The organism is Pseudomonas idahonensis, assembly GCF_037903935.1.
GTDB classification, from domain to species: domain Bacteria; phylum Pseudomonadota; class Gammaproteobacteria; order Pseudomonadales; family Pseudomonadaceae; genus Aquipseudomonas; species Aquipseudomonas danubii.
In genome coordinates, this window is the sequence record NZ_CP149586.1 from 4,022,572 (window position 1) to 4,044,895 (window position 22,324).

21 protein-coding genes are annotated in these 22,324 nt (G+C 63.0%); 16 read left to right on the forward strand and 5 right to left on the reverse strand.

What is annotated here, in order from left to right:
* The first annotated feature begins 259 nt into the window (after nt 1-259).
* The 7 genes from WIN67_RS18265 (at nt 260) to WIN67_RS18295 (ending at nt 8,655) form a co-directional block, all read left to right on the forward strand.
* Nucleotides 260-1,162, forward strand: a complete 903-nt coding sequence (locus WIN67_RS18265; RefSeq protein WP_102863102.1) for a helix-turn-helix domain-containing protein — start codon at nt 260-262, stop codon at nt 1,160-1,162.
* A gap of 143 nt (nt 1,163-1,305) precedes the next feature.
* Nucleotides 1,306-3,537: a TonB-dependent siderophore receptor gene (locus WIN67_RS18270; protein WP_339069792.1), complete on the forward strand. Its 2,232-nt coding sequence runs from the start codon at nt 1,306-1,308 to the stop codon at nt 3,535-3,537.
* Nucleotides 3,538-3,553: 16 nt separating this feature from the next.
* On the forward strand, nt 3,554-4,426 hold the full coding sequence (locus tag WIN67_RS18275; RefSeq protein ID WP_273923374.1) for a PepSY domain-containing protein: 873 nt from the start codon (nt 3,554-3,556) through the stop codon (nt 4,424-4,426).
* Nucleotides 4,413-5,546 (forward strand): ABC transporter substrate-binding protein, encoded by a 1,134-nt coding sequence (locus tag WIN67_RS18280; RefSeq protein WP_339069794.1) that lies wholly within the window; start codon nt 4,413-4,415, stop codon nt 5,544-5,546. Before WIN67_RS18275 ends, WIN67_RS18280 begins: the two co-directional genes overlap by 14 nt.
* Nucleotides 5,543-6,610, forward strand: coding sequence for an iron ABC transporter permease (locus WIN67_RS18285; protein WP_339069795.1), 1,068 nt, complete (start codon nt 5,543-5,545; stop codon nt 6,608-6,610). Before WIN67_RS18280 ends, WIN67_RS18285 begins: the two co-directional genes overlap by 4 nt.
* Nucleotides 6,607-7,437 (forward strand): ABC transporter ATP-binding protein, encoded by an 831-nt coding sequence (locus tag WIN67_RS18290; RefSeq protein ID WP_422394622.1) that lies wholly within the window; start codon nt 6,607-6,609, stop codon nt 7,435-7,437. Before WIN67_RS18285 ends, WIN67_RS18290 begins: the two co-directional genes overlap by 4 nt.
* A 3-nt stretch (nt 7,438-7,440) precedes the next feature.
* Complete coding sequence (locus WIN67_RS18295) at nt 7,441-8,655, forward strand: MFS transporter (RefSeq protein WP_110596534.1); 1,215 nt, start codon at nt 7,441-7,443, stop codon at nt 8,653-8,655.
* Between the two features lie 307 nt (nt 8,656-8,962).
* Here the strand turns inward: WIN67_RS18295 and WIN67_RS18300 are convergent, their stop codons facing one another.
* The 4 genes from WIN67_RS18300 to WIN67_RS18315 form a co-directional block, all read right to left on the reverse strand.
* Nucleotides 8,963-10,141 carry a sugar transporter gene (locus WIN67_RS18300; protein ID WP_102863094.1) on the reverse strand — a complete coding sequence of 393 codons (1,179 nt, stop codon included), beginning with the start codon at nt 10,139-10,141 and terminating at the stop codon, nt 8,963-8,965.
* A 160-nt stretch (nt 10,142-10,301) separates the two neighbouring features.
* Nucleotides 10,302-10,898, reverse strand: coding sequence for a TetR/AcrR family transcriptional regulator (locus tag WIN67_RS18305; protein WP_102863093.1), 597 nt, complete (start codon nt 10,896-10,898; stop codon nt 10,302-10,304).
* 142 nt (nt 10,899-11,040) lie between these two features.
* Nucleotides 11,041-11,928, reverse strand: coding sequence for an alpha/beta fold hydrolase (locus WIN67_RS18310; RefSeq protein ID WP_110596531.1), 888 nt, complete (start codon nt 11,926-11,928; stop codon nt 11,041-11,043).
* Between the two features lie 22 nt (nt 11,929-11,950).
* Nucleotides 11,951-13,006 (reverse strand): sugar phosphate isomerase/epimerase family protein, encoded by a 1,056-nt coding sequence (locus WIN67_RS18315; protein WP_102880198.1) that lies wholly within the window; start codon nt 13,004-13,006, stop codon nt 11,951-11,953.
* Between the two features lie 466 nt (nt 13,007-13,472).
* On the opposite strand from WIN67_RS18315, the gene WIN67_RS18320 reads away from it, so the two are divergent.
* From WIN67_RS18320 to WIN67_RS18330, 3 genes are all read left to right on the forward strand, one after another.
* Complete coding sequence (locus WIN67_RS18320) at nt 13,473-14,456, forward strand: DUF1852 domain-containing protein (RefSeq protein WP_339069796.1); 984 nt, start codon at nt 13,473-13,475, stop codon at nt 14,454-14,456.
* Between the two features lie 27 nt (nt 14,457-14,483).
* Entirely contained in the window at nt 14,484-15,518 is a 1,035-nt protein-coding gene (locus WIN67_RS18325; protein ID WP_339069797.1) for a methionine synthase, read from the forward strand.
* Between the two features lie 113 nt (nt 15,519-15,631).
* A complete protein-coding gene (locus WIN67_RS18330; protein ID WP_110596527.1) occupies nt 15,632-16,141 on the forward strand; it encodes a flavin reductase family protein in 510 nt (169 codons plus the stop codon).
* Between the two features lie 150 nt (nt 16,142-16,291).
* Here WIN67_RS18330 and WIN67_RS18335 read toward each other — a convergent pair whose 3' ends face one another.
* On the reverse strand, nt 16,292-16,762 hold the full coding sequence (locus tag WIN67_RS18335) for an Lrp/AsnC family transcriptional regulator (protein WP_102863087.1): 471 nt from the start codon (nt 16,760-16,762) through the stop codon (nt 16,292-16,294).
* Between the two features lie 124 nt (nt 16,763-16,886).
* Here WIN67_RS18335 and WIN67_RS18340 point away from each other — a divergent pair, with 124 nt between their 5' ends.
* The 6 genes from WIN67_RS18340 (at nt 16,887) to WIN67_RS18365 (ending at nt 22,283) form a co-directional block, all read left to right on the forward strand.
* Nucleotides 16,887-18,146 carry a methionine gamma-lyase gene (locus tag WIN67_RS18340; RefSeq protein ID WP_339069798.1) on the forward strand — a complete coding sequence of 420 codons (1,260 nt, stop codon included), beginning with the start codon at nt 16,887-16,889 and terminating at the stop codon, nt 18,144-18,146.
* Between the two features lie 135 nt (nt 18,147-18,281).
* The gene (locus WIN67_RS18345; RefSeq protein ID WP_102863086.1) at nt 18,282-19,415 is read left to right on the forward strand and encodes a branched-chain amino acid ABC transporter substrate-binding protein; all 1,134 of its coding nucleotides are present in this window, start codon (nt 18,282-18,284) and stop codon (nt 19,413-19,415) included.
* A gap of 597 nt (nt 19,416-20,012) precedes the next feature.
* Nucleotides 20,013-20,558 (forward strand): phage tail protein, encoded by a 546-nt coding sequence (locus tag WIN67_RS18350; RefSeq protein WP_102880193.1) that lies wholly within the window; start codon nt 20,013-20,015, stop codon nt 20,556-20,558.
* 35 nt (nt 20,559-20,593) lie between these two features.
* Entirely contained in the window at nt 20,594-21,169 is a 576-nt protein-coding gene (locus WIN67_RS18355; RefSeq protein WP_339069799.1) for a phage tail protein, read from the forward strand.
* A 29-nt stretch (nt 21,170-21,198) separates the two neighbouring features.
* Complete coding sequence (locus tag WIN67_RS18360) at nt 21,199-21,750, forward strand: phage tail protein (protein WP_102880191.1); 552 nt, start codon at nt 21,199-21,201, stop codon at nt 21,748-21,750.
* A complete protein-coding gene (locus tag WIN67_RS18365; RefSeq protein WP_102880190.1) occupies nt 21,747-22,283 on the forward strand; it encodes a GNAT family N-acetyltransferase in 537 nt (178 codons plus the stop codon). Before WIN67_RS18360 ends, WIN67_RS18365 begins: the two co-directional genes overlap by 4 nt.
* The last annotated feature ends 41 nt before the right edge of the window (nt 22,284-22,324 follow it).

A 22,324-nucleotide genomic window follows, 5' to 3' on the forward strand; every position in this document is an offset into this window, starting at 1 on the left:
CTGCGGTGCTGTTGCGTGGGGTGTCGTCCATGAAGGGCTGCCGTGCTTGCAAATGAGAGTGATTATTAACCGGCAATTTCCAAAGCCCGGCAATCGGCAGGACATTCGTTTGCGCGGCTTTTTCTTTTGATTGCGCGGCGCGGCCCCGACAGGCCCTGACAGGACGGGGTGGAAAGCTAAAGGATAATCATTCTTAATTACAGGGGCGGATTTTCCTGATAGCTTATGGCCTCTTTTTCGGGTTCACAGGGAGTTCGCCATGCTCAGCCCCCACGCTGCGCCGCAGCCTGTCCAAAGGGATTTCACCCTGCAGTTTCCCAATCCGCAGCACGCCGGCACGGCGGCGGTGGTGCCGGAAATCACTTTGTCCACCGGGACTGTGCTGATGGACAGCCAGATGTGGATGCAAGAGCCGCTCTGGCAAGGTTTGAAAATCATCCTGGTGCTCAGCGGCCAGCTCAATTGCCGGGTCGAGGGCCAGCCGGAAGTGGAAATTCGCGGCCCGACCCTGTGCGCCGTGGCCAACCAGGGCGAGCACTGCGGCGACCACCTGTTCGCCCGTGGCGTACCGGTGCGCTACACCACGGTGCAGCTGGACTTCCCGTCGATCCGCAATGCCGGCCTGGAGCCCGAGCGCCTGCTGGACCCGCGAGGCGGCGGGCCGATGCTGTTCTGCCAGCCGGCCAGCAAGCCACTGCTGGCCCTGGCCCAGCAAATCTTCACCTGCCCACTGCAAGGCCCGACCCGCTCCTTCTACCTGGGAGGCAAGGCCCTGGAGCTCACCGCCCTGGGGGTCGAGGGCATCCTCGCCCATGCCGAGTCGCGGCCGCTGCAGGACAGCCCCGGCAGCGCGGCGGACATCGAACGTATCCACGCCGCCCGGGACCTGCTGCTCAACTCATTGCAGGACTCGCCGTCGCTGTCGGAGCTGTCGCGTCAGGTGGGTCTGAATCCGCGCAAGCTCACCGCCGGCTTTCGCCAGGTGTTCGGCACCAGCGTCTATGCCTACCTGCAGGAGCAGCGCCTGGGCGAGGCTTACCGTTTGCTGGCCAGTGGCGAGACCAATGTCTCCAGCGCGGCCTATCGGGTCGGCTACAGCCCGGCGCATTTCTCCACCGCCTTTCGCAAGCGCTTCGGGGTTTCGCCCAAGTCCCTGCGCTGAGTCCGGCGCGCTTGTCCTTGACCTTGCCCCGCCGTACCGCAAACGAAAGAAATGATCGCTCAAGCCAAAGTTTTAGGCCCTAACCCATGCTCACAAATGAGATACGTTTGCATTCTCATTTAATCCCCATCACGGAGTGAAGCATGGGCACCAGCGTTGCGCACCGAAACACCTCAGGTTGGCCAGTCGATTCTGCAGTTCCTCGCCCGCCCCTGCGCCGCAGTCCGCTGGCGTGCCTGATCCACGGCCTGGCCCTGGGCCTGTCGTTAACCCAGGCCGGTAGCGCGCTGGCCGCGGACGCCGAGCGCGAGCCGCAGCAGCCGCTGACCCTGGATACCAGCGTGATCAGCGCCACCCAGGTCGACTCCCCTACTGGCCAGCAAAGCGGCTACGTGGCCAAGCGCAGCCTCAGCGGGACCAAGACCGATGCCTCGTTGAGTGAGATTCCCCAGTCGATTTCCGTGGTCACCCGCGACCAGATGGATGCCCAGCAGGTGCAGTCGGTGAACGAGGCGCTGCGCTACACCGCCGGGGTGCAGGCCAATACCACCGCCGCCAGCCAGCGCTTCGACACCATCTCGATCCGCGGTTTCGACGTCACCACCGGCATGCTCCGCGATGGCCTCAAGGGCAACACCGCCCAGGCCTGGCCCAAGGTCGAAGCCTATGGCCTGGAACGCATCGATGTGCTCAAGGGCCCGGCCTCGGTGCTGTTCGGCCAGAACTCGCCCGGAGGCGTGGTCAACCAGATCAGCAAGCGACCGCTGGAGCAGCCCTACCATGAAGTGCAGATCCAGGGCGGCAGCTTCGATCGGGCCCAGGGCCAGTTCGACTTCAGCGGCCCGCTGGACGATGAGGGGCAGTTCCTCTACCGCCTGGTGGGCCTGGAACGTGACAGCGGCACCCAGTTCGAGCACATCAAGGACGACAAGCAGTACTTCGCGCCCTCCTTCACCTGGAAGCCCAACGACGACACCCGCCTGACCCTGCTGGCCGACTACACCCAGGATGCGTTCGGCGCGCCCAGGGTGTCCCTGCCGGCCCAAGGTACCCTGCTCGGCAACCCCAATGGCAAGCTCAAGCACAACGTCTTCCTCGATGAACCGGGGCTGGACAACGACCGCACCCAGTACTCACTGGGCTACTTGCTGGAGCAGCGTCTGAACGATGTCTGGAGCCTCAATTCCAGCGCCCGCTACGGCCACGTCAACCTGCTGACCAACACCGCCAGCGGCAGAGCCCTGGAGCCCGATCTGCGCACGTTGAAACGCGATGCCTATCGCTTCCGCATCGTCGGCGACACCTACTCCCTGGACAACAACCTCCAGGCCCGCTGGAACCTGGGCAATACGCACATGGTGTCGCTTTTGGGGGTCGACTACCGGCGCACCCGCGAGGACTACTACCTGCGCGGCGGCGCTGCCTCGTCCATCGACATCTACAACCCGGTGCATGGCGGCGTGTTCAACCCCAACACGCCGTTCACCAACACCGTGCAGCGCGCCGATCAGGTCGGGGTCTACGCCCAGCAGCAGTTCACCTTCGACGAGCATTGGGTGCTCAGCGTCGGTGGCCGCCAGGACCGCTCCAGCGCCCGTACCGATAACCGCATGAACGACAGCGGCAGCAAGCAGAACGACGAGAAGTTCACCTACCGCACCGGCCTGGTGTACCTGGCGGACAACGGCCTGGCGCCGTACATCAGCTACTCCACGTCCTTCGACCCGGTACTGGGCACCAACTTCTACGGCACGCCGTACAAGCCCACCAGCGCCAAGCAATCGGAAGTGGGGGTCAAGTACCAGCCACCGGGGATCGACAGCTACATCACCCTGTCGCTGTTTGACCTGACCCAGGAAAACGTCAAGACCGCCGACCCGGCCCAACGCCTGAACACCCTGCAGACCGGCGAGGTGAACGTGCGCGGCATCGAGCTTGAAGGCAAGGCCAGCCTGGCCCGGGGCCTGGACCTGCTGGCGGCGCTGACCTACAACGACGCCGAGGTGAGCAAGAGCAACAACCCGCTGGAGAAAGGCCAGCGCCCCACCGACACTCCGGAAAAGATGGCCTCGCTGTGGGCCGACTACACCCTGCCCGAAGGCCCGCTCGGCGGCCTCGGCTTTGGTGCCGGCGTGCGCTACATCGGGTCTACCCAAGCCGATGCCGCCAACACCGTCAGCGTGCCCTCCTACACCCTGCTGGACGCGGCGGTGCACTACGACTTCGACAAGCTGATCCCGGCGGCCAAGGGCCTGCGCCTGGCGGTGAACGCCACCAACCTCACCGACAAGCGCTACTACGAAGGCTGCTCGCTGACCAATTGCAGCGCCGGTTATGACCGCAGCGTCATCGCCAGCCTGCGCTACCGCTGGTAAGCCGCCGATGCTGCCCATGCGTGAACTCTGGCTGCGGCTGCATCGCTGGCTGGCCCTGAGCCTGGGGCTGCTCCTGGCGCTACTGGGCCTGAGCGGCGCCTTGCTGGAGCTCAAGGGCCCGATCCTGCGCTGGGAGGTCGGTGCAACGATGCTGCAACTGGCCCCCGGCGAGCACGGCACGCGGCTGGAACAGGACGCCTGGATCAAGGCCGCCTCCGACGCCTACCCGCAGTTGCACAAAGTCTTCGGCGCAGCCCCTCCGCGCCAGGGCTTTCTCGAATCGGACAACGTGATCGTCTTCGGTGCCCTCAAGGAGCGTCCCGGCACCGGCATCGCCATGATCGATCCCTACAACGGCGCGCCCCGGGGCTTCTTCGTCTTCGAGGACCTGTGGCTGGCCAAGCTGGTGGCGCTGCACCGCAGCCTGCTGTTGCCGCAGGCCTTGGGCTCGACCCTGGTGCTGGTGTGCGGCCTGGTGCTGCTGGGCTCCCTGGGCAGCGGCCTGTACCTGTGGTGGCCGGGCCGCCGCAGCTGGTGGAAAGCCGCCAGCCTGCGCCCCGGCAGCCAGGGCACCCGGCGCCTGCGCGAATGGCACAACCTCGCCGCCGCGTGGTTGTGCCTGCCCCTGCTGCTGATCGCCGCCAGCGGTGCCTGGCTCGCGCGCCCGGAGCTGTTTGGCTGGCTCACAGCCACGCCGATGGCGGTCAAGCCGCTGTTCTCCGCCGCCCACGGGCATTTGCTGCTGGGCACACCCGGCGCCTGGCTGGCTTTTCTCTGCGGTATTTCGTTACCCCTGCTGTACATCACCGGCCTGTTGTTGTGGTGGCGCAAGCGCGTCGCTCGCCGGGCCGTTCAATCGTTCAAGGAAACCTTACATGACACACCGTGATTTCTTGCGCCGCGCCCAGCGCGGGCTCTTGCTCGGCCTGCTGCCCCTGGGCCTGCTGTGGGCCGCCACGGCCAGCGCCGCGACCCTCACCGATCTGGCCGGACGCCAGGTCCAGGTGCCGGACAAGGTCGAACACATCCTCCTGGGGGAAGGCCGGATGATCTATTCCCTGTCGCTGCTCGAAGGCCAGAATCCCTTCGCCCGTCTCGCCGGTTGGCAAGGGGACTTTCGTGGCCTCGACGTGCAGGGCTACGAGGCCTACCACAAGGCTTTCCCCGAGGCGGACAAGGTGCCGCTGGTAGGCGGCACGTCCGCCGAAACCTTCAGCGTCGAAAAGGCCCTGGCGGTGCACCCGGACCTGGCGATCATGGCCCTGAGCGGCGGCCACGGGCCGAGCCCCGACAGCGAAGCGGTGAAGCAGCTGGAAGCGGCTGGGGTGGCGGTGATCTTCGTCGACTTCAGCGACCATCCCCTGAGCAACACCGTGCCCAGCATGCGCCTGCTGGGCCAGGCCCTGGGCCGTGAACAGCAGGCCGAGGCGTTCATCGCCTTCTACCAGCAGTCCCTGGCCCGGGTCAGCGACACCCTGGCCAAGGCCGGCAAGCTCCCGCAGCCGAAGATCTTCGTCGACATGCTCGCCGGCTTGCAGGATTGCTGCGGCTCCCCGGGCACCGGCAACTTCGGCGAAATGATCAAGCTGGCGGGCGGGCGCAACATCGCCGACGGGCGCATTCCCGGGCCCATTGGCGTGCTCAACGTGGAGTACATCCTTTCCAGCGATCCGGATGTGTACGTGGCCACCGGGGTGTTCGCTGCCGGCCAGGGCGGCGTGACCCTGGGTTATTCCGCCACCCTGCAACAGGCTCGGGACAGCCTGCGCCAGGCCGCCCAGCGCCCGCCGCTGAACGAGCTGCGAGCAGTGCGCGAGGGCAATGTGCACGGCCTGTGGCACATTTTCTATGACTCGCCGGAGCACCTGATCGCGGTCCAGGCCCTGGCCAAGTGGCTGCACCCGGAGCTGTTCAAGGACCTGGACCCGGACCAGACCCGCCGCGAGCTGTACCAGCGCTTCATGCCGATTCCCGCCAGCGGCGTGTTCGCTACGAGCCTGCAACCATGACCCAGGCTGCCACCGACGTGCAGGAGCGCGTTGCCTCAGGGCATTACCAAAGACGCCATGGCCGCCGGGTGCTGCTGTTGTCCGCTCTGGCCCTGGCCTTGCTGCTGTCCCTGGCCCTGGACATCACCACCGGGCCTTCGGGCATGAGCCTCTCGCGCCTGCTGCAGGTGCTCTGGGACCCGGGCTCGATGCCCCGGGTCGAAGCGGTGATCGTGTGGAACGTGCGCCTGCCCTACGCCCTGATGGCGGTGCTGGTGGGGGCCGCCCTGGCCCTGGCCGGAGCGGAGATGCAGACCGTGCTCGACAACCCCCTGGCCAGCCCCTTCACCCTCGGCGTGTCCGCCGCCGCAGCCTTTGGCGCGGCCCTGGCCATTGTCCTGGGCCTGGGCCTTCCCGGGGTGCCGGCGCAGTACCTGATCTCGGCCAATGCCTTCCTGTTTGCCCTGGCCTCGGTGGCCTTGCTCTACCTGCTGGCGCGCTGGCGTGGCTTCGGCGTGGAAAGCCTGGTGCTGTTCGGCATCGCCCTGGTGTTCGCCTTCAACGCCCTGGTGGCCCTGCTGCAATTCGTCGCCACCCAGGACAGCCTGCAGCAACTGGTGTTCTGGACCCTGGGCAGCCTGGCCCGGGCCTCCTGGGAAAAACTTGCGGTGCTGGCCGTAGCGCTGTTGCTGTGCCTGCCGTTTTCCCTGCGCCAGAGCTGGGCCCTGACCGCCCTGACCCTGGGCGAGGAACGGGCCCGCAGCTTCGGCATCGACGTCGGTCGCCTGCGTCTGCTGGCGCTGCTGCGCATCAGCCTGCTGTCGGCCCTGGCGGTGTCCTTTGTCGGCACCATCGGCTTTATCGGCCTGATCGCCCCGCACATCGCCCGGCTGCTGGTGGGCGAGGACCATCGGCTGTTCCTGCCGGCCAGCGTGCTCAGCGGCGGGCTGATCCTGTCCATGGCCTCCATCGCCAGCAAGGCCCTGATCCCCGGGGTGCTGGTGCCGGTCGGCATCGTCACCGCCCTGGTGGGCATTCCGTTTTTCATGGCCATCGTCATGCGCAACCGCCGAGGTGTCCTGTGAGCCTTAACGCCCCCTCCACACCAGGGCTGTGCACAGCCGGCCTGAACATGCATTACGGCAGCCACCAGGTACTGCGCGACGTGAGCCTGCCGCCCCTGGCCCCCGGCACCCTGACCGCGCTGATCGGCCCCAACGCGGCGGGCAAATCGACCCTGCTGCGGGGCATCGCCGGGTTGCAGAAAACCACCGGGCAGGTGCTGCTCGATGGCGTCGACCTCAACCGCCTGCCCCAGGTCGAGCGCGCGCAGCACATCGTCTACCTGCCCCAGAGCCTGCCGGAACGCACGCGCCTGTGCGCCTTCGAAGCGGTGCTCAGCGCGGCCATGGCCGGGCATCGCGGTGCCGGCTTCGCCCCCGGCCGACCCAGCGCCGCGGTGCTGCACGGGGTCGAACAGGTGCTCCGGGACCTGGACCTCACCGCCCTGGCCGACCGTCCCATCGATGCCCTCTCCGGCGGCCAGCGCCAGTTGGTGGGGCTGGCCCAGGCCCTGGTGCGCCAGCCTCGGGTACTGCTGCTGGACGAACCCACCAGCGCCCTGGACCTGTACCACCAGTGCCAGGTGGTGGAGGCCATTACCCGGGCCACCCGCGAACGCCAGTTGATCACCCTGGTGGTGGTCCACGACATCAACCTGGCCCTGGGTTTCAGCCAGCAGGTGGTGGTCCTGCACAACGGCCGTCTGGCCGCCGCCGGACCGGCCCTGGAGGTGATCAACCAACAGCTGCTGCGCGACGTCTATGGCGTCGACGGGCGCCTGGAACAGGTGCGCGGTCGACCGCTGGTGATGGTCGACAGCCGCCTGCCCTTTCACTCAGCCCTGGGATAAACCATGACCCACTCACAACAGTTGCCCCTCGACACCCTGGACACGCCCCAGGCCGCCCCGGCCTTCGACCTGCGTCCGCTGTTGGTGGCCAACCTGGCCTGCACCATGGCGATGATGGCCTTTGTCTCGCTGATCGGTCCCATCGCACGGATTCTTGGCCTGGCCACCTGGCAAGCAGGCATGGCGGTGACCGTCTCCGGGGTGATCTGGATGCTCCTGGCCCGGCCCTGGGGCCGGGCCAGTGACCGCCTGGGCCGACGGCAGATCCTGCTGCTGGGCACCGGCGGCTTCACCCTGGCCTTTCTCGCCCTGAGCCTCTTCATCGACCTGGCGCTGCACGCCCTGCCCTCGGCCATCCTGGCCTTTGCCGGGCTGCTGTTGGGACGCGGTCTGATCGGGGTGTTCTACGCGGCGATTCCAGTGGGCGGCTACGCGCTGATCGCCGACAACATCGAGCCCGAGCACCGGGCCCGGGCCATGGCCTCGCTGGGGGCGGCCAACGCTTGCGGCCTGGTCCTGGGCCCGGCGATTGCCGCGCTGCTGGCCCGCTACAGCCTGAGCCTGCCGTTCTATGTGCTGGCGCTGCTGCCGCTGCTGGGCTTCGCCTTCCTCAAGGCGCGGCTGCCGCGTCAGGAGCTGCACCTCAAGCAACCGCCCAAGTCGGTGAGCCTGACGGACCCGCGCCTGCGCCGGCCGCTGCTGGTGGCGTTCGTCTCGATGCTGTGCGTGGCCATGGCGCAGATCACCGTCGGCTTCTTCGCCCTCGACCGCCTGGGCATGGGTCCGGCGGAGGCGGCGCAGACCGCCGGTGTCGCCCTGACCCTGGTGGGGCTGGCGTTGATTGCCTCGCAACTGCTGGTGCGCAAGCTGGAGTGGCCGCCACTGCGGATGATCCGCGTCGGCGCCCTGGTGGCTGCAATGGGCTTTGCCGCGAGCATCCTCGCCGCTCACGCCTGGGTGCTGTGGCTGGGGTTCTTTGTCTCGGCCGCCGGCATGGGCTGGATCTTCCCCTCCTTCGCTGCCCTGGCCAGCAACGCAGTGGACGCTGCCGAGCAAGGCGCCACCGCCGGTTCCGTCGGTGCCGCCCAGGGCCTGGGGGTGGTGGTCGGGCCCTTGGCGGGCACCCTGATCTACGCGGTGGAGCCGCGCCTGCCCTACCTGCTGGCGGCGTTGCTGTTGTTGCTGGTGGCGTGCTGGCCTGAGGCCCGACGCCGCTGACCTTGGCGGGCGACCGGCTTGGGCGGCATTCCGACATAGCGCTCGCAAAGATCTGCAAGACAAAACAGGTTCGGTGGTCGATCGCCAAGCAAGGCCCGCAGGGCCTTTTCGCAGCTTCGCCGGGGCTCAGCAGCGGCTACACATGACAAAGGCAACGCGGTCCCTGTAGCCGCTGCCGAGCCTGTGGCGAGGCTGCGAAAAGGTCCGCAGGACCTTGCCTGGCAATCTCCCGCCGAACCTCTATCGGCCTCAAGATCGCCGCGTCTGCCAGGTCACAATGCCGTCCGCTCGCAGCCTGCGGCAGCGGCTACACGTTGCTGCGGGCCATGCGCCGCAGGGCCAGGCTGTAGAGCAGCAAGGCCAGGCCCGCCAGGGCGCCGCCCGCCAGCCCGACATAGGCAAAACCCAACTGTCCGCCGACCCAGCTGCCGAGCAACGCACCACCGCCGATGCCGATGTTGTAGATCCCGGAGAACATCGCCATCGCCACGTCGGTGGCGTCCGACGCCAGCACCAGCACCTTGGATTGCAGGGCCAGGCCGAAGCCCATGATCGCCATGCCCCAGACCACGCTCAGCGCCACCAGGGACCAGACATGGCCGTTGAGGGGCAGCAGCAGGCTCAGGCACAGCGCCAGCAGGGTCACCGCCGTCAGCAGGAAGCCCTGGGGACTGTGGCGGTGCAACCAGCTGAACAACAGCGAGCCGATGATCCCGGCACCGCCAAACACCAGCAGGATCAGGGTCACCACATCGCCCCCCAGGCCCGCCGCTACCTTGATGAACGGCTCGATGTAGCTGTAGGCGGTGAACTGCGCGGTGACCACCAGGGCCGTCAGCCCATAGATCGCCACCAGCGCCGGGCGTTTGAACAGCAGCGGCAGGCTGCGCAGGGAGCCGGAGTTCTGACTGGGCAGCAGCGGCAAGGTGCGGATCAACCACAGCACCAGCAAGCCGGCCATGGCCGCGATCACGCCGAAGGTGGTACGCCAGCCCAGGGCCTCGCCCAGCAGGCGCCCCAGGGGAATGCCCAGGACCATGGCCAGGGAAGTGCCGGTGGCCAGCAGGCCCAGGGCCTGCACTTGCTTGCCCGGCGGCGCCAGGCGCACCGCCAGTGACGCGGTGATGGACCAGAACAGGGCATGGGCCAGCGCCACGCCGATGCGGCTGAGCATCAACAGGCCGAAGCTGTTGGCCAGGCTGGACAGCACATGGCTGACGATGAACAGCCCGAACAGCACCGTGAGCAACCGGCGCCGCTCGACGTTGCGGGTCAGCAGCATCACCGGCAGCGAGGTCAGGGACACGATCCAGGCGTAGATGGTCAGCATCAGCCCGACCCGCGCGGTAGGCAGGTCGAAGCTGGCGCCGATGGCGCTGAGCAGCCCCACCGGCACGAATTCCGTCGTGTTGAAGACAAAGGCCGCCAGCGCCAACGCGATGACCGGCTGCCAGTTACCTTGAGGTGTAGCCGCGGAGTTGCTCATGGGCGGGTCGTAATACTCTATCGATGATCGAACAGGTCCAGGACCCGATAAAAATGCACAACCCGGGCCAGGAACCATGACCGGGGGCTGCCCGCTTGCGCAGCTGGCGCGCGGTGTCGCTGCTTGTTTTTTTGCGCGACACAGGCTGGCAGGCGCCTGGTCAGTTGCCCTGCGCCGCCTCGAAGACCGTCATGGCCAGCGCCACCCCTTTGAGCAGGCGCGCCTGGGTGACCCCGTCCCGGGCCTGTACCGACAGCCCGTGCAGCACCGTAGAGTAATAATCCCCCAGGGAAGTTGCATCGGTGTGTGCCGGCAGTTCGCCGGACTGCACCGCCGCTTCCAGGCGCTGGATGATGCTCGCGGTACGGGCCCGGCGATGCTCGGCCAGCCACTCACGCACGCCGTCATTGTCGCTGGAGCAGTTCACCGCCGAGGACACCACCATGCAGCCCTGGGGATGACCGGCCCGGGTGTAGAGCGCCACCGCCTCCTTGAGCATGCGCTCGATGGCGACATAGGCGCTGGCTTCGCCCAGGGCCTGGTCGGCAAAACCGCCCTCGTGGCTTTCATAGAGTTCGATGGCCTCGCGAAACAGCGCCTCCTTGGAACCGAAGGCGGCGTAGATCCGCGCCGAGGCGATCCCCAGGGCCGCCACCAGATCGGCCATGGAGGTGGTTTCAAATCCACGGGCCCAGAACAGCTCGAGCGCTTGGCGCAACGCCTGGTTGCGATCGAATTCGCGGGGTCTTCCAGCCATGGGGGTCGGGTATCTCGTCAGGACAAGGAAACTGACCGGCAGGGGCCGGTCAGTGGGTTGGCGCAAGGCGCCGCGACGAAATGATATTAGATTTGCACCGGCCCCGGCCATTTTCCATGGCCCGGGACCGCCTGCCCTTTCTTCAGTCGGCGCCCTCCTGAAGAAAGGGCAGCAGGTGAGCGAGGAACTCCTCCGGCGCCTCTTCCATGATGAAGTGCCCGCAGTCGGGCACGATGGCGCCGCGCAGATCCGTGGCGTGGCCCTGCAGGGTCAGCAAGGGCGCATCGTTGGTGGCGTGCTCGGCGCCGATGGCCAGCACCGGCATTGCCAGCGGCCGCTGCGCGCGCAACTGATTCTGGCGCACGGTCTCGGGAATCGCCCGGTAGTAGGCAAAACCCGCACGCAGGCCGCCCGGCGCGGCGTAGGCCTCGATATAGACCTCGGCGGCCACCGCCTCGCGGCGATGGGACCAGTGATCGAAGATGTAATTCAGGTAGGCCCGCTCGCGTCCGGCGATCAAGGCTTCGGGCAAATCCCGCAGCTGGTTGAACATGAAGTGCCAGAGAAAGATGTTCTGCTCTGGCGCGACGAAGATCGGCGGCGCCGCCGCCAGTCCCGGGATCACTGCTTCGGTCAGCGCCAGGCGCTCCACCGCCTGCGGATGATCGCTGGCCAGGGCGTAGGCGATCCACATGCCGACGTCGTGGCCGACCACGCTGTAGCGTTCGAAGCCCAACTGCCCCATCACCTGGTGCAGCACCCCGGCCACATGGCCGGTGTCGTAGCCCTGCTCCGGGCGGTCGGAGTGGCCGCTGCCCGGCGGGTCCACGGCAATGGCCTGGAAGCCCCGGGCAGCCAGGGCCTGGATTACTTCGCGCCAGGCGTACCAGGTCTGCGGCCAGCCGGGAATCAGCAGCACCGGCCGGCCCGTGCCGGCGCTGACACAGTGGATGCGCTGGCCGTCGATGCGCACATAGCGATGGGTCAGGCCGCCAGTGTCGGCCTGGGTGTTGTCGGTGAATGCAGTCATGGGGGTTCTCTTGATGAAGGGTTCAGGCAATGCCGAGCATGCGGTTGATCTGTTGGCGGTCGATCCCGGCCCCGGCGAAGTCGTCGAAGATCCGCTCGGTGACCTGGATCATGTGGCGGTTGATGAACTCGACACCTTCCCGGGCGCCGTCCTCCTGATCCTTGAGGCAGCACTCCCACTCCAGGGTCGCCCAGCCCGGGTAGTCGTATTGCGCCAGCTTGGCAAAGATCCCCTTGAAGTCGACCTGGCCGTCGCCCAGGGAACGGAAGCGCCCGGCCCGCTCGACCCAGGAGCTGTAGCCGCCGTAGATGCCCTGGCGGCCGCTGGGATTGAACTCGGCATCCTTGACGTGAAACATGCGGATGCGCTCGTGGTAGATGTCCAGGTAACTCAGGTAGTCCAACTGCTGCAGCACGAAATGGCTGGGGTCGAAGAGGATGTTGCAGCGCGGGTGACGGTCGACCAATTCATAGAAGCGTTCGAAGCTGGTGCCATCGTGCAGGTCCTCGCTGGGATGGATCTCGTAGCACAGGTTGACCCCCTGCTCGTCGCACACATCGAGGATCGGCCGCCAGCGTCGCGCCAGCTCCTCGAAAGCGGCTTCGATCAAACCCTCTGGACGTTGCGGAAAGGGAAACAGATAAGGCCAGGCCAGGGACCCGGAAAAGGTGCCCATGTCACCGAGCCCCAGGCGGCGCGAAGCCTTGGCCGCCAGCTTCATCTGCTCTATGGCCCAGGCCGTTCTGGCTTGGGGATTGCCCCGCAGCGCCTGGGGCGCGAAGTTGTCGCACATTGCGTCGTAGGCCGGATGCACCGCCACCAGCTGGCCGAAGATATGGCTGGTCAGCTCACTGATCACCAGACCCTTTTGCGCCAGCTGGCCCTTGAGGTCATCGCAGTAATCCTGGCTGTCCGCCGCGGTGGCGACGTCGAACAGACGCGCATCCCAGGCAGGAATCTGCAGTGCCTTGAAACCCAGATCAGCAGCCCACTGGGCAATGCCCGGCAGGCTGTTGAAGGGGGCGGTATCGGCACTGAACTGTGCCAGGTGCAGGCTGGGGCCCTTGAGGGTTTTCATCGAATTGCTCCCTATTCTTTGTTGATCGACAAAGAATAGGGAGCCGCTGTTGCCACGTCAATCATCGGTGTGCGGAAAATGCTTTGGGGGCGGGCTGATCACCGGTAGCAGCTGGCTTGCCAGGGATGGCGCCGTTCTGCAAACGCGAACGCGCCGGGTACATGAACGGGAAGCGCATGGCGCTCTCCACACACTCGCCAGCTCGCACACGTTCAGTTGTTGGTTTCGCCTATCAATGAGTCCTGCGGGCAATAGCCTTCTACAACTGAATGAACAGCACATCATGAATGTGACTAAAGACTCAGTGAAATCAATTCATTACCCCTCAATTAATAGCCCAGCATAAACTGCAGCTCAATGATCGATAGCTTAGAAACACCACTAAGCAAAAGAACCTAGCAATAACATTGGAAAGTACAGAGAACCGATAAATAAACTCAGGTTCCATCTCGGAAACCAGGACGCCATGAACAAAGAGCTTACATTTACCATCAAAAGCATTTGCTTCGACGAAAATTATCACCCCTCCGAAAACACCCGTATCACTACCAATTTCGCTAACTTGGCCCGTGGCAAAAGCCGCCAAGACAACTTGCGCAACACGTTGAAAATGATTGACAACCGTTTCAATGCCTTGGCGCATTGGGACAACCCCAAAGGCGATCGTTACGCTGTCGAACTTGAAATCGTTTCCGTTGAAATGGACATTGATACTGAAAACAGTGGCAACGCCATCCCTTTGATTGAAATACTGAAAACGAACATTTTCGACCGAAAGACCAATGAACGCCTGGAAGGCATTGTCGGAAACAACTTCTCCTCTTACGTACGAGATTATGACTTTAGCGTTCTGTTATTGAACCACAACAAGGACCAGCCAGAATTCAGCACTCCCGACAACTTTGGAGAGCTGCATGGAAAGCTGTTCAAGCACTTCATCCACTCAAGCGCCTACAAAGAAAACTTTAACAAACCACCGGTTATTTGCCTCAGTGTTTCCAGCAGCCGAACCTATCATCGGACTGAGAACCAGCACCCTGTCTTGGGCTTTGAATACCAGCAGGATGAATATTCTTTAACCGATGAGTACTTCAAGAAGATGGGATTGAAGGTTCGCTACTTCATGCCTGCAAACAGCGTTGCGCCTTTGGCTTTCTATTTCGTCGGCGACTTGCTCAGTGACTACACCAATCTTGAGTTGATCAGCACCATCAGCACGATGGACACCTTCCAGAAGATTTACCGCCCTGAAATCTACAATGCCAATTCTGCGGCAGGAAAATCCTATCAACCAAGTCTGAAACACCAGGATTACTCACTGACTCGTATCGTCTATGACCGAGAGGAACGTAGCCGCCTGGCTATTGAGCAGGGGCAGTTTGTTGAGGAGAACTTCATCAAGCCGTACCAGGCCATCCTTGAGCAGTGGTCCGCCCATTGCGCTCTTTGACTCATTGAAATCACAAGGCCATTGATGATGAAAAAACTGTTACCCACCTCAACTGCCGGCAGCTTGCCCAAACCCTCCTGGCTTGCACAACCTGAAACACTGTGGTCGCCCTGGAAGTTGCAAGGCGAGGAATTGGTCGAGGGCAAACACGATGCTTTACGTTTGTCACTGCAGGAACAACAACAGGCCGGTATTGATATCGTCAGTGATGGCGAACAAACGCGCCAACACTTTGTCACTACCTTTATTGAACACCTCAGCGGCGTTGATTTTGCAAAACGTGAAACCGTTAGAATTCGTGATCGCTATGATGCGAGCGTGCCAACGGTGGTGGGTGCTGTTGCTCGGCAAAAACCGGTATTTGTTGAAGATGCCAAGTTTTTACGTCAGCAAACCAAACAACCCATAAAATGGGCGCTGCCAGGCCCCATGACCATGATCGACACGCTTTATGACAGCCATTATAAAAGTCGCGAAAAACTGGCTTGGGAATTCGCCAAGATCCTCAATCAGGAAGCCCGAGAGTTAGAGGCTGCCGGTGTGGACATCATCCAGTTTGATGAGCCCGCCTTTAACGTTTTCTTTGATGAGGTGAATGATTGGGGAGTGGCCACCCTGGAAAGGGCCATTGAAGGCCTCAAGTGTGAAACGGCGGTCCATATTTGCTATGGCTACGGCATCAAGGCCAACACAGATTGGAAAAAGACTCTGGGATCAGAGTGGCGACAATATGAAGAGGCTTTCCCCAAGCTGCAAGAATCCAGTATCGATATAGTCTCGCTGGAATGTCACAACTCTCATGTCCCAATGGATCTCATTGAACTCATCAGAGGCAAAAAAGTGATGGTCGGGGCCATTGACGTGGCCTCCAACACCATTGAAACACCAGAGGAAGTGGCCAATACCCTACGCAAAGCACTGCAGTTCGTAGAGGCCGACAAACTCTATCCATGCACCAACTGTGGCATGGCGCCATTAGCTCGTGGAGTGGCAAGAGGCAAGCTAAAGGCGTTAAGCGCTGGTGCAGACATTATCCGAAGAGAACTCTCGAACCCGTGCTGAGCTGAAGCCGGAAATGCTGTGCGGGAGGATTGAAGCAGTGGATTAAAAAGTTACCGGGCTGCTTCAGGCCCTCCTCGACACTTTCGAGCAGCACCCGATATTTAGGACCCTCCATGTCACTTCCCAGAACGGCTATCGAGCCATTGAGCTTTCGCGAAGCGCTCGGGCACTACGCATCCGGTATCACGGTGATTACCTCGCAGGTTGCTGGCGAGCCGATCGGTTTTACCTGCCAGTCGTTTTATAGCGTGTCGATGAGCCCGCCACTGGTGTCATTCAGCGTCATGTCCGGCTCGGCCAGCTATCCCAAGATTCGCCAGGCGGGTCGATTCGCGGTCAATATCCTGTCCGGTGAGCAGGTCAGGATTTCCAACCAGTTCGCTCGCAAAGGCACGGACAAGTGGCATGGCGTCCAATGGCAGGAATCGCCGCTGGGTAATCCGATCATTGCCGGCAGCCTGCATTGGCTGGATTGTGAAATTCACGCCGAACACGCCGCAGGTGATCACCTGATCGTGATTGGTGAAGTGAAAGCGTTGAACCTGCAACAAGCGGCGGCTGCGCAGCCATTGCTGTATTTCAAAGGGCAGTATTGCAACCTCGCAGCCCATGGCTCGGTTTGAAGCCTTGAGCTGCGCGGTGCCCTTTCGCTGAGGGCCTGTTGCAGGCCACTGGCTTGCTTGCGAATCAGACAGACGCGGTTGCCGCGGCCTCTTGGCGATAGTGCCGAACCACGACGCCGCCGATAGCCGCCAAACGGCCGCACCTCCCCCTTACTCTTGTACCGGAATCTGCCGCAACGGCTTCACCGACTTGAAGGAAAAGCTCGAGTAGATTTCCTTTACCGCCGGCAGGGTCTGCAGCACCTCTCGGGCAAATTCGCCGAAGGACTCCAGGTCCTTGGCCAGCACCTCGAGAAGAAAGTCATAGCGCCCGGAGACGTTGTGGCAGGCGATGATTTCCGGGATTTCCAGCAGCCGCTGCTCGAAAGCCCGGGCCGTCTCCCGGGAATGGGACTCCATCATCACGCTGACAAAGGCAGTGACCCCATAGCCGAGCGCCTTGGGCGAGAGGATCGCCTGGTAGCCGGTGATCACCCCGCTCTCTTCCAGCAACTTGACCCGGCGCCAGCACGGCGAGGTGGTGAGGGCCACGCTGTCCGCCAGCTCGGCATTGGTCAGCCGGGCATTGTCTTGCAGGGCAATCAGCAGGGCTTTGTCCGTACGATCCAGGCTCTGGGGCATGTTTTGCCTCTTTATCTTGTTTTTATGATGATTTATTCCAATCAAGTGCTTTTTTTTGAGCCAGATTAGAATTTATTGTGCCGGATTTGAGCATAGCATTAGGGAAAATCCGAGAGTGTTCACCATGAACAATAAAAACAGTGACCTTGGTTTTTCCACCCGAGCCATCCACCACGGCTATAACCCTCAGGAGCATCAGGGCGCGCTGATTCCGCCGATCTACCTGACCTCCACCTTTACCTTCGCCACCACCGAATATGGCGCTGGCTGCTTTGCCGGCGAAGAACCCGGCTACTTCTACACCCGCATCGGCAACCCGACCCTGGCGTTGCTGGAAGCGCGCATGGCGGCCCTGGAAAATGGCGAAGCTGCAGTGGCCTTCGGTTCCGGCATGGGCGCCATTGCCGCCACCTTGTGGACCCTGCTGCGCCCCACCGACGAAATCATCGTCTGCCGGACCTTGTATGGCTGCACCTTCGCGCTCCTGCACCACGGCCTGGCCGAGTTCGGGGTCAAGGTGCGCCATGTGGACATGAGCGATCTGGGCAACCTGCGGGCCGCCATCAGCCCGGCCACACGCATGATCTATTGCGAGTCCCCGGCCAATCCCAACATGCAACTGGTGGACATTGCCGCCGTGGCCGAAATCGCCCGCCAGCATCCGCGCATCACCTTTGCCGTGGACAACACCTATTGCACCCCTTACCTGCAGCGTCCACTGGAGCTGGGGGCCGATCTGGTGGTGCATTCGGCGACCAAATACCTCAACGGCCACGGCGACATCACCGCCGGTATCGTGGTCACCCGCCAGAGCCTGGCGGAGCGCATTCGCCTGCAGGGCCTGAAGGACCTCACCGGCGCCGTGCTTTCGCCGCAGGACGCCTTTCTCCTGATGCGCGGCCTCAAGACCCTGGCCCTGCGCATGGAGCGCCACTGTAGCAACGCCCAGATCATCGCCGAGTACCTGCAAGAGCATCCGCGGGTGCAGTGGGTCGCCTACCCCGGCCTGCCGTCCTTCGCGCAATACGGCCTGGCGCAACAGCAGATGAAATTGCCCGGCGGCATGCTCGCCTTTGAACTCAAGGGCGGCCTGGCCACCGGCAGCCGCTTCATGAACGCCCTGCAACTGTTCAGTCGCGCAGTGAGCCTGGGGGACGCCGAGTCCCTGGCCCAGCACCCGGCGAGCATGACCCATTCCACCTACACCCCGGAAGAACGGGCCGAACACGGCATCGCCGAAGGCCTGGTGCGCCTGTCGGTGGGCCTGGAAGACATCGCCGACCTGCTGGCCGATCTCGCCCAGGCCCTGGATGCCTGTGTCGAACCCGCGGCGCCGCTACCGGCCGTCGACGCGGTGGCCAGGATCGGCAAGGCCCTTCCTTGAGCCGGGTCAACGCCGTTCCGGGCTGTCCGGTCTACAACCCCGAGTTGCCGATGCGCCGCTGCCTGCGGCGCATCATGCATCCAAGCAACACCCGCAACACCCTTTGAATCGTTACCCACAGGAGTGGAACAACATATGAGTCGTATCAATAACAAAGCCACCCAACTGCTCAGCGCCATGATCCTTGCCGGTCTCGCCTGCCATTCCCTGGCAGCCGACAGCATCCGGATCGGCATCGCCGGGGCCAAGACCGGCCCGGTGGCGCAATACGGTGACATGCAGTTCAGCGGCGCGCGCATGGCCATCGAGCAGATCAACGCCAAGGGTGGCGTCGACGGCAAGCAACTGGTGGCCGTGGAATACGACGATGCCTGCGACCCCAAGCAAGCGGTGGCCGTGGCCAACAAAGTGGTGAATGACGGCGTCAAGTTCGTGGTCGGGCACCTGTGCTCCAGCTCCACTCAGCCGGCGTCCGACATCTACGAAGATGAAGGCATCGTGATGATCACCCCGGCGGCCACCAGCCCGGAGCTGACGGCCCGGGGCTACAAGATGGTGTTCCGCACCATCGGCCTGGACAACGCCCAGGGCCCGGCGGCGGCACGCTACATCGCCCAGCTGAAACCGACCAATGTGGCGGTGCTGCACGACAAGCAGCAGTACGGTGAAGGCATCGCCAGCTCGGTCAAGGACATCCTCGGCAAGGAAGGCATCAAGGTCGCGATGTTCGAAGGCATCAACGTCGGCGAGCGCGACTACTCGTCGATCCTGGCCAAGCTCAAGCAGGCCAATGTCGATTTCGTGTACTTCGGCGGCTACCACCCGGAAATGGGCCTGCTGCTGCGCCAGGCCAAGGAAAAGGGCCTGACCGCGCGCTTCATGGGCCCTGAAGGCGTAGGCAACGACTCGATCTCGCAGATCGCCAAGGACGCCTCCGAAGGCATGCTGGTGACCCTGCCCAAGTCCTTCGACCAGGACCCGGCCAACAAGGCCCTGGTGGAAGCCTTCGAAGCCAAGAAGGAAAACCCCAGCGGCCCGTTCGTGCTGCCGTCCTACTCGGCCGTGGAAGTGATTGCCGGGGGCATCGCCGCAGCCAAGAGCGAAGACCCGGAGAAAGTCGCCGAGGCGATCCACAAAGGCACCTTCAAGACCCCCACCGGCGACCTGAGCTTCGACGAGAAAGGCGACCTCAAGGACTTCAAGTTCGTGGTCTATGAATGGCATTACGGCAAGCCCAAGAGCGTAGCGGCAGAAAGCGCCGGGCTGTAAGCCGGTAACGGCGCGCCGCTCCTCCCCGGGAGCGGCGTCCCGCAGGTGTCAAAAACAACAACTTCAAATAAAACATGGTCTTAGAGTAAAAAAACTTTACCACGCCGTTCCCGCCAAAAAAAATAACCTAGTTGGCAACTTGGGAATAACCACCCCACAACAGTAACTAAGACATGTTACCGCCACACTTAAAGCGCGCTGTAAATCCGCCACCCCCAGACTAGACAATCGATACTTTAGGCGTAGATCGTTAGCACGCTTAGTTCCTCAGCAATTAACTTACAAGTCCGACAAACCGAACTCGCAAGCCTCCCCCCCCAAGCTGAACAGCCAGCCCCACCCCCCGCCACCGTTGGACCAAACGACCAAGAGCGAGCGACAACCAGTAACACTGTGAAAGACTTCCCTCTTGAAATCTCTTAGCCAAATAGTCAACTACCTGCTAATAGACACCCCCTCCGCTAATTACCACCAAACAACTTGAAATAACATTTGCACACTAAATTCACTTTTGTTTATTGTGCGCCTACGCCCTTGCTAGTCTATTAGTAAGAGACGGATTCCCGGCGTCAAAAACTTGTTCAAGGAGATAAGAACGTGGATCCCTTTATCGGAGAAATTCGCTTGTTCCCCTGGGGTTGGGCACCTGAGGGTTGGCTCCCTTGCGAGGGCCAGGTTCTACCCATCAACACCCATGTGGCGCTGGCTTCCTTGCTGGGCAGAACCTATGGCGGTGACGGCAGTACGACGTTCGGCCTGCCGGATCTGCGTGGCCGGGTCGCTCTGGGGCAGAACTACAGGGCCTCCACTGTCGATCCGATCATGGATGTGCACGCGCTGGGCACCAAAGGCGGTAGCGAAACCGTGACGATGCCGCAAAACTCGGTGGCAAAGCATAACCACGCCACGCACGTCTCCAACGATCCGGGCAACGATGACCCGGGCGGCAATATTCCCGCTGTCAGCTCGAACACCAAGGGGGTCCCGGCAAAACCGACCTATACCCCGGCAACCGGCACTCTGATCGCCCTCAACAGCGCGACCGTCACCCCAACGCCAGGCATGCCCATGCCGAATGTGCAGCCCTCCATCGTGGGCTATTTCTGCATCGCTACGACGGGCATCTACCCGCCGCGCCAGTAACGGCTGTCTACAGACCCTCAAGCAAGGAAACTGACATGTCTGAAGCTTTCGTCGGAGAAATCCGCATGTTCGCCGGCAACTATGCGCCAGAGAATTGGGCGTTCTGTGACGGTTCGCTGATGCCCATCAGCAACTTCCAGGTCCTCTACTCGTTACTGGGCACCCTGTACGGCGGCAACGGCAGCACCAACTTCGGTCTCCCGGACTACCGTGGCCGGCTCCCCGTGGGCCAAGGCGCCGGCACCGGACTGACCCCAAGGACACTAACGCAGAAGTTTGGCGTGGAAACCGTGACCATGAGGCCGGAAAACACTGCCCCCCACACCCATGGCTTTATGGTGAGCGCCCAAGATGCCACGTCGCCGACCCCATCCCCAGCCGCAACGGCCAATAGCATGACCTTTGGCAAATTCCCGGGCGCGGGGATCATCACCGGACTGTACAGCGCAGGAACCGGAACATCCGTCACCGTTGCGATGAACCCGCAGTTTCTCGACTCGGCACTGACCCCGAGCGGTGGCGCCACGACCCCCCACAGCAACCTGATGGGTTCGTTGGCGATCAACTACATCATTTGCCTGGTCGGCCTCTATCCGACCCGACAGCAGTGACCCCCTCACTCAATCTGGAATGACCGATCATGGACGCTTTTACCGGTGAAATCAGACTGTTCCCCTACAACTTCGTCCCGCAAAACTGGGCGTACTGCGATGGCTCGCTCATCACCGTCCAGCAGAATCCAGCCCTCTATTCGGTGATTGGCAACCTGTATGGCGGCACCCCCGGACAGAACTTCAATCTGCCCAATCTCAACGGGCGCGTGGCCATGGGGGCCGGGCCCGGCCCCGGGCTGACCGACAGGCCCGTTGGCACGGCCGTGGGAGCCGACCGGATAACCATGGTGGCCAGCAACTTCGCCCCGCATACCCATCAGGTGTTGGCCAAGGACGGCAGCGAATCGGCGGCCGCTCTGGATATTCCCAACAACACCGCCTACCTGGCACAACCGCGCAACGTCCGCCTGTACAACAACACCGCACCAACGGCGACAAACCAGACACTGGCGGCCACCACGGTGGGCGACACCGGTAGCGGCGCAACGTCGACGGCCTTGCGCAACACCATGCAACCCTTCCAGACACTGTCCTACTGCATCTGCCTGGATGGCGAGTACCCGATCAGAAGCTCATGACTCACATCACCGCTCTCCATTTGCCGGCAGGCAACGTGGCTGTACTGCGCAAGCAGAACAGCCATGACCTGGGATTTCTCCAGGCGCTGTACGCCTCACGCCGCTGGGCCGAAGTCAGTGCAGTGCCTGGCTGGAACGACGCCCAGCGCCGGGCTTTCCTGCACTCCCAGGCCGAGCTGCAACGCCAGCATTATGAAAAACACTTTCCCGCCGCGGACTTTCTGATCGTCGAACAGGCCGGCAGCCCGATCGGGCGCCTGTGTGTGCAGTACGCGGCCGACGATGTGCGCATTGTCGATATTGCCCTGCTACCGGACTGGCATGGCCGGGGCATCGGCACCCAGTTGCTGCGCACGGTACTGGCCAAGGCCGACGCCCAGCGTCAGAGCTGCAGCCTGAGCGTCGAACAGGGCAGCCGTGCCCGCCGGCTGTATGAGCGGCTGGGCTTCCGGGCCGGTGCCGACAGTGGCCTGTACACCCAAATGCAGCGTCCCGCGCGGATGGCCGCCCGGGAAGAGATCGACAGTCCCTGAGCATCAAGTAATACCTGCCCCCCAAGGGGCCGGCTGTAGCC

Excerpts from the sequence above, each read along its gene's own strand:
- WIN67_RS18320 (WP_339069796.1), top strand. The coding sequence starts at position 13,473 with ATGAACAAAGAGCTTACATTTACCATCAAAAGCATTTGCTTCGACGAA.
- WIN67_RS18325 (WP_339069797.1), top strand. The coding sequence starts at position 14,484 with ATGAAAAAACTGTTACCCACCTCAACTGCCGGCAGCTTGCCCAAACCC.
- WIN67_RS18330 (WP_110596527.1), top strand. The coding sequence starts at position 15,632 with ATGTCACTTCCCAGAACGGCTATCGAGCCATTGAGCTTTCGCGAAGCG.
- WIN67_RS18265 (WP_102863102.1), top strand. The coding sequence starts at position 260 with ATGCTCAGCCCCCACGCTGCGCCGCAGCCTGTCCAAAGGGATTTCACC.
- WIN67_RS18275 (WP_273923374.1), top strand. The coding sequence starts at position 3,554 with ATGCGTGAACTCTGGCTGCGGCTGCATCGCTGGCTGGCCCTGAGCCTG.
- WIN67_RS18310 (WP_110596531.1), bottom strand. The coding sequence starts at position 11,928 with ATGACTGCATTCACCGACAACACCCAGGCCGACACTGGCGGCCTGACC.
- WIN67_RS18300 (WP_102863094.1), bottom strand. The coding sequence starts at position 10,141 with ATGAGCAACTCCGCGGCTACACCTCAAGGTAACTGGCAGCCGGTCATC.
- WIN67_RS18285 (WP_339069795.1), top strand. The coding sequence starts at position 5,543 with ATGACCCAGGCTGCCACCGACGTGCAGGAGCGCGTTGCCTCAGGGCAT.
- WIN67_RS18365 (WP_102880190.1), top strand. The coding sequence starts at position 21,747 with ATGACTCACATCACCGCTCTCCATTTGCCGGCAGGCAACGTGGCTGTA.
- WIN67_RS18295 (WP_110596534.1), top strand. The coding sequence starts at position 7,441 with ATGACCCACTCACAACAGTTGCCCCTCGACACCCTGGACACGCCCCAG.
- WIN67_RS18305 (WP_102863093.1), bottom strand. The coding sequence starts at position 10,898 with ATGGCTGGAAGACCCCGCGAATTCGATCGCAACCAGGCGTTGCGCCAA.
- WIN67_RS18335 (WP_102863087.1), bottom strand. The coding sequence starts at position 16,762 with ATGCCCCAGAGCCTGGATCGTACGGACAAAGCCCTGCTGATTGCCCTG.
- WIN67_RS18360 (WP_102880191.1), top strand. The coding sequence starts at position 21,199 with ATGGACGCTTTTACCGGTGAAATCAGACTGTTCCCCTACAACTTCGTC.
- WIN67_RS18315 (WP_102880198.1), bottom strand. The coding sequence starts at position 13,006 with ATGAAAACCCTCAAGGGCCCCAGCCTGCACCTGGCACAGTTCAGTGCC.
- WIN67_RS18355 (WP_339069799.1), top strand. The coding sequence starts at position 20,594 with ATGTCTGAAGCTTTCGTCGGAGAAATCCGCATGTTCGCCGGCAACTAT.
- WIN67_RS18270 (WP_339069792.1), top strand. The coding sequence starts at position 1,306 with ATGGGCACCAGCGTTGCGCACCGAAACACCTCAGGTTGGCCAGTCGAT.
- WIN67_RS18340 (WP_339069798.1), top strand. The coding sequence starts at position 16,887 with ATGAACAATAAAAACAGTGACCTTGGTTTTTCCACCCGAGCCATCCAC.
- WIN67_RS18280 (WP_339069794.1), top strand. The coding sequence starts at position 4,413 with ATGACACACCGTGATTTCTTGCGCCGCGCCCAGCGCGGGCTCTTGCTC.
- WIN67_RS18345 (WP_102863086.1), top strand. The coding sequence starts at position 18,282 with ATGAGTCGTATCAATAACAAAGCCACCCAACTGCTCAGCGCCATGATC.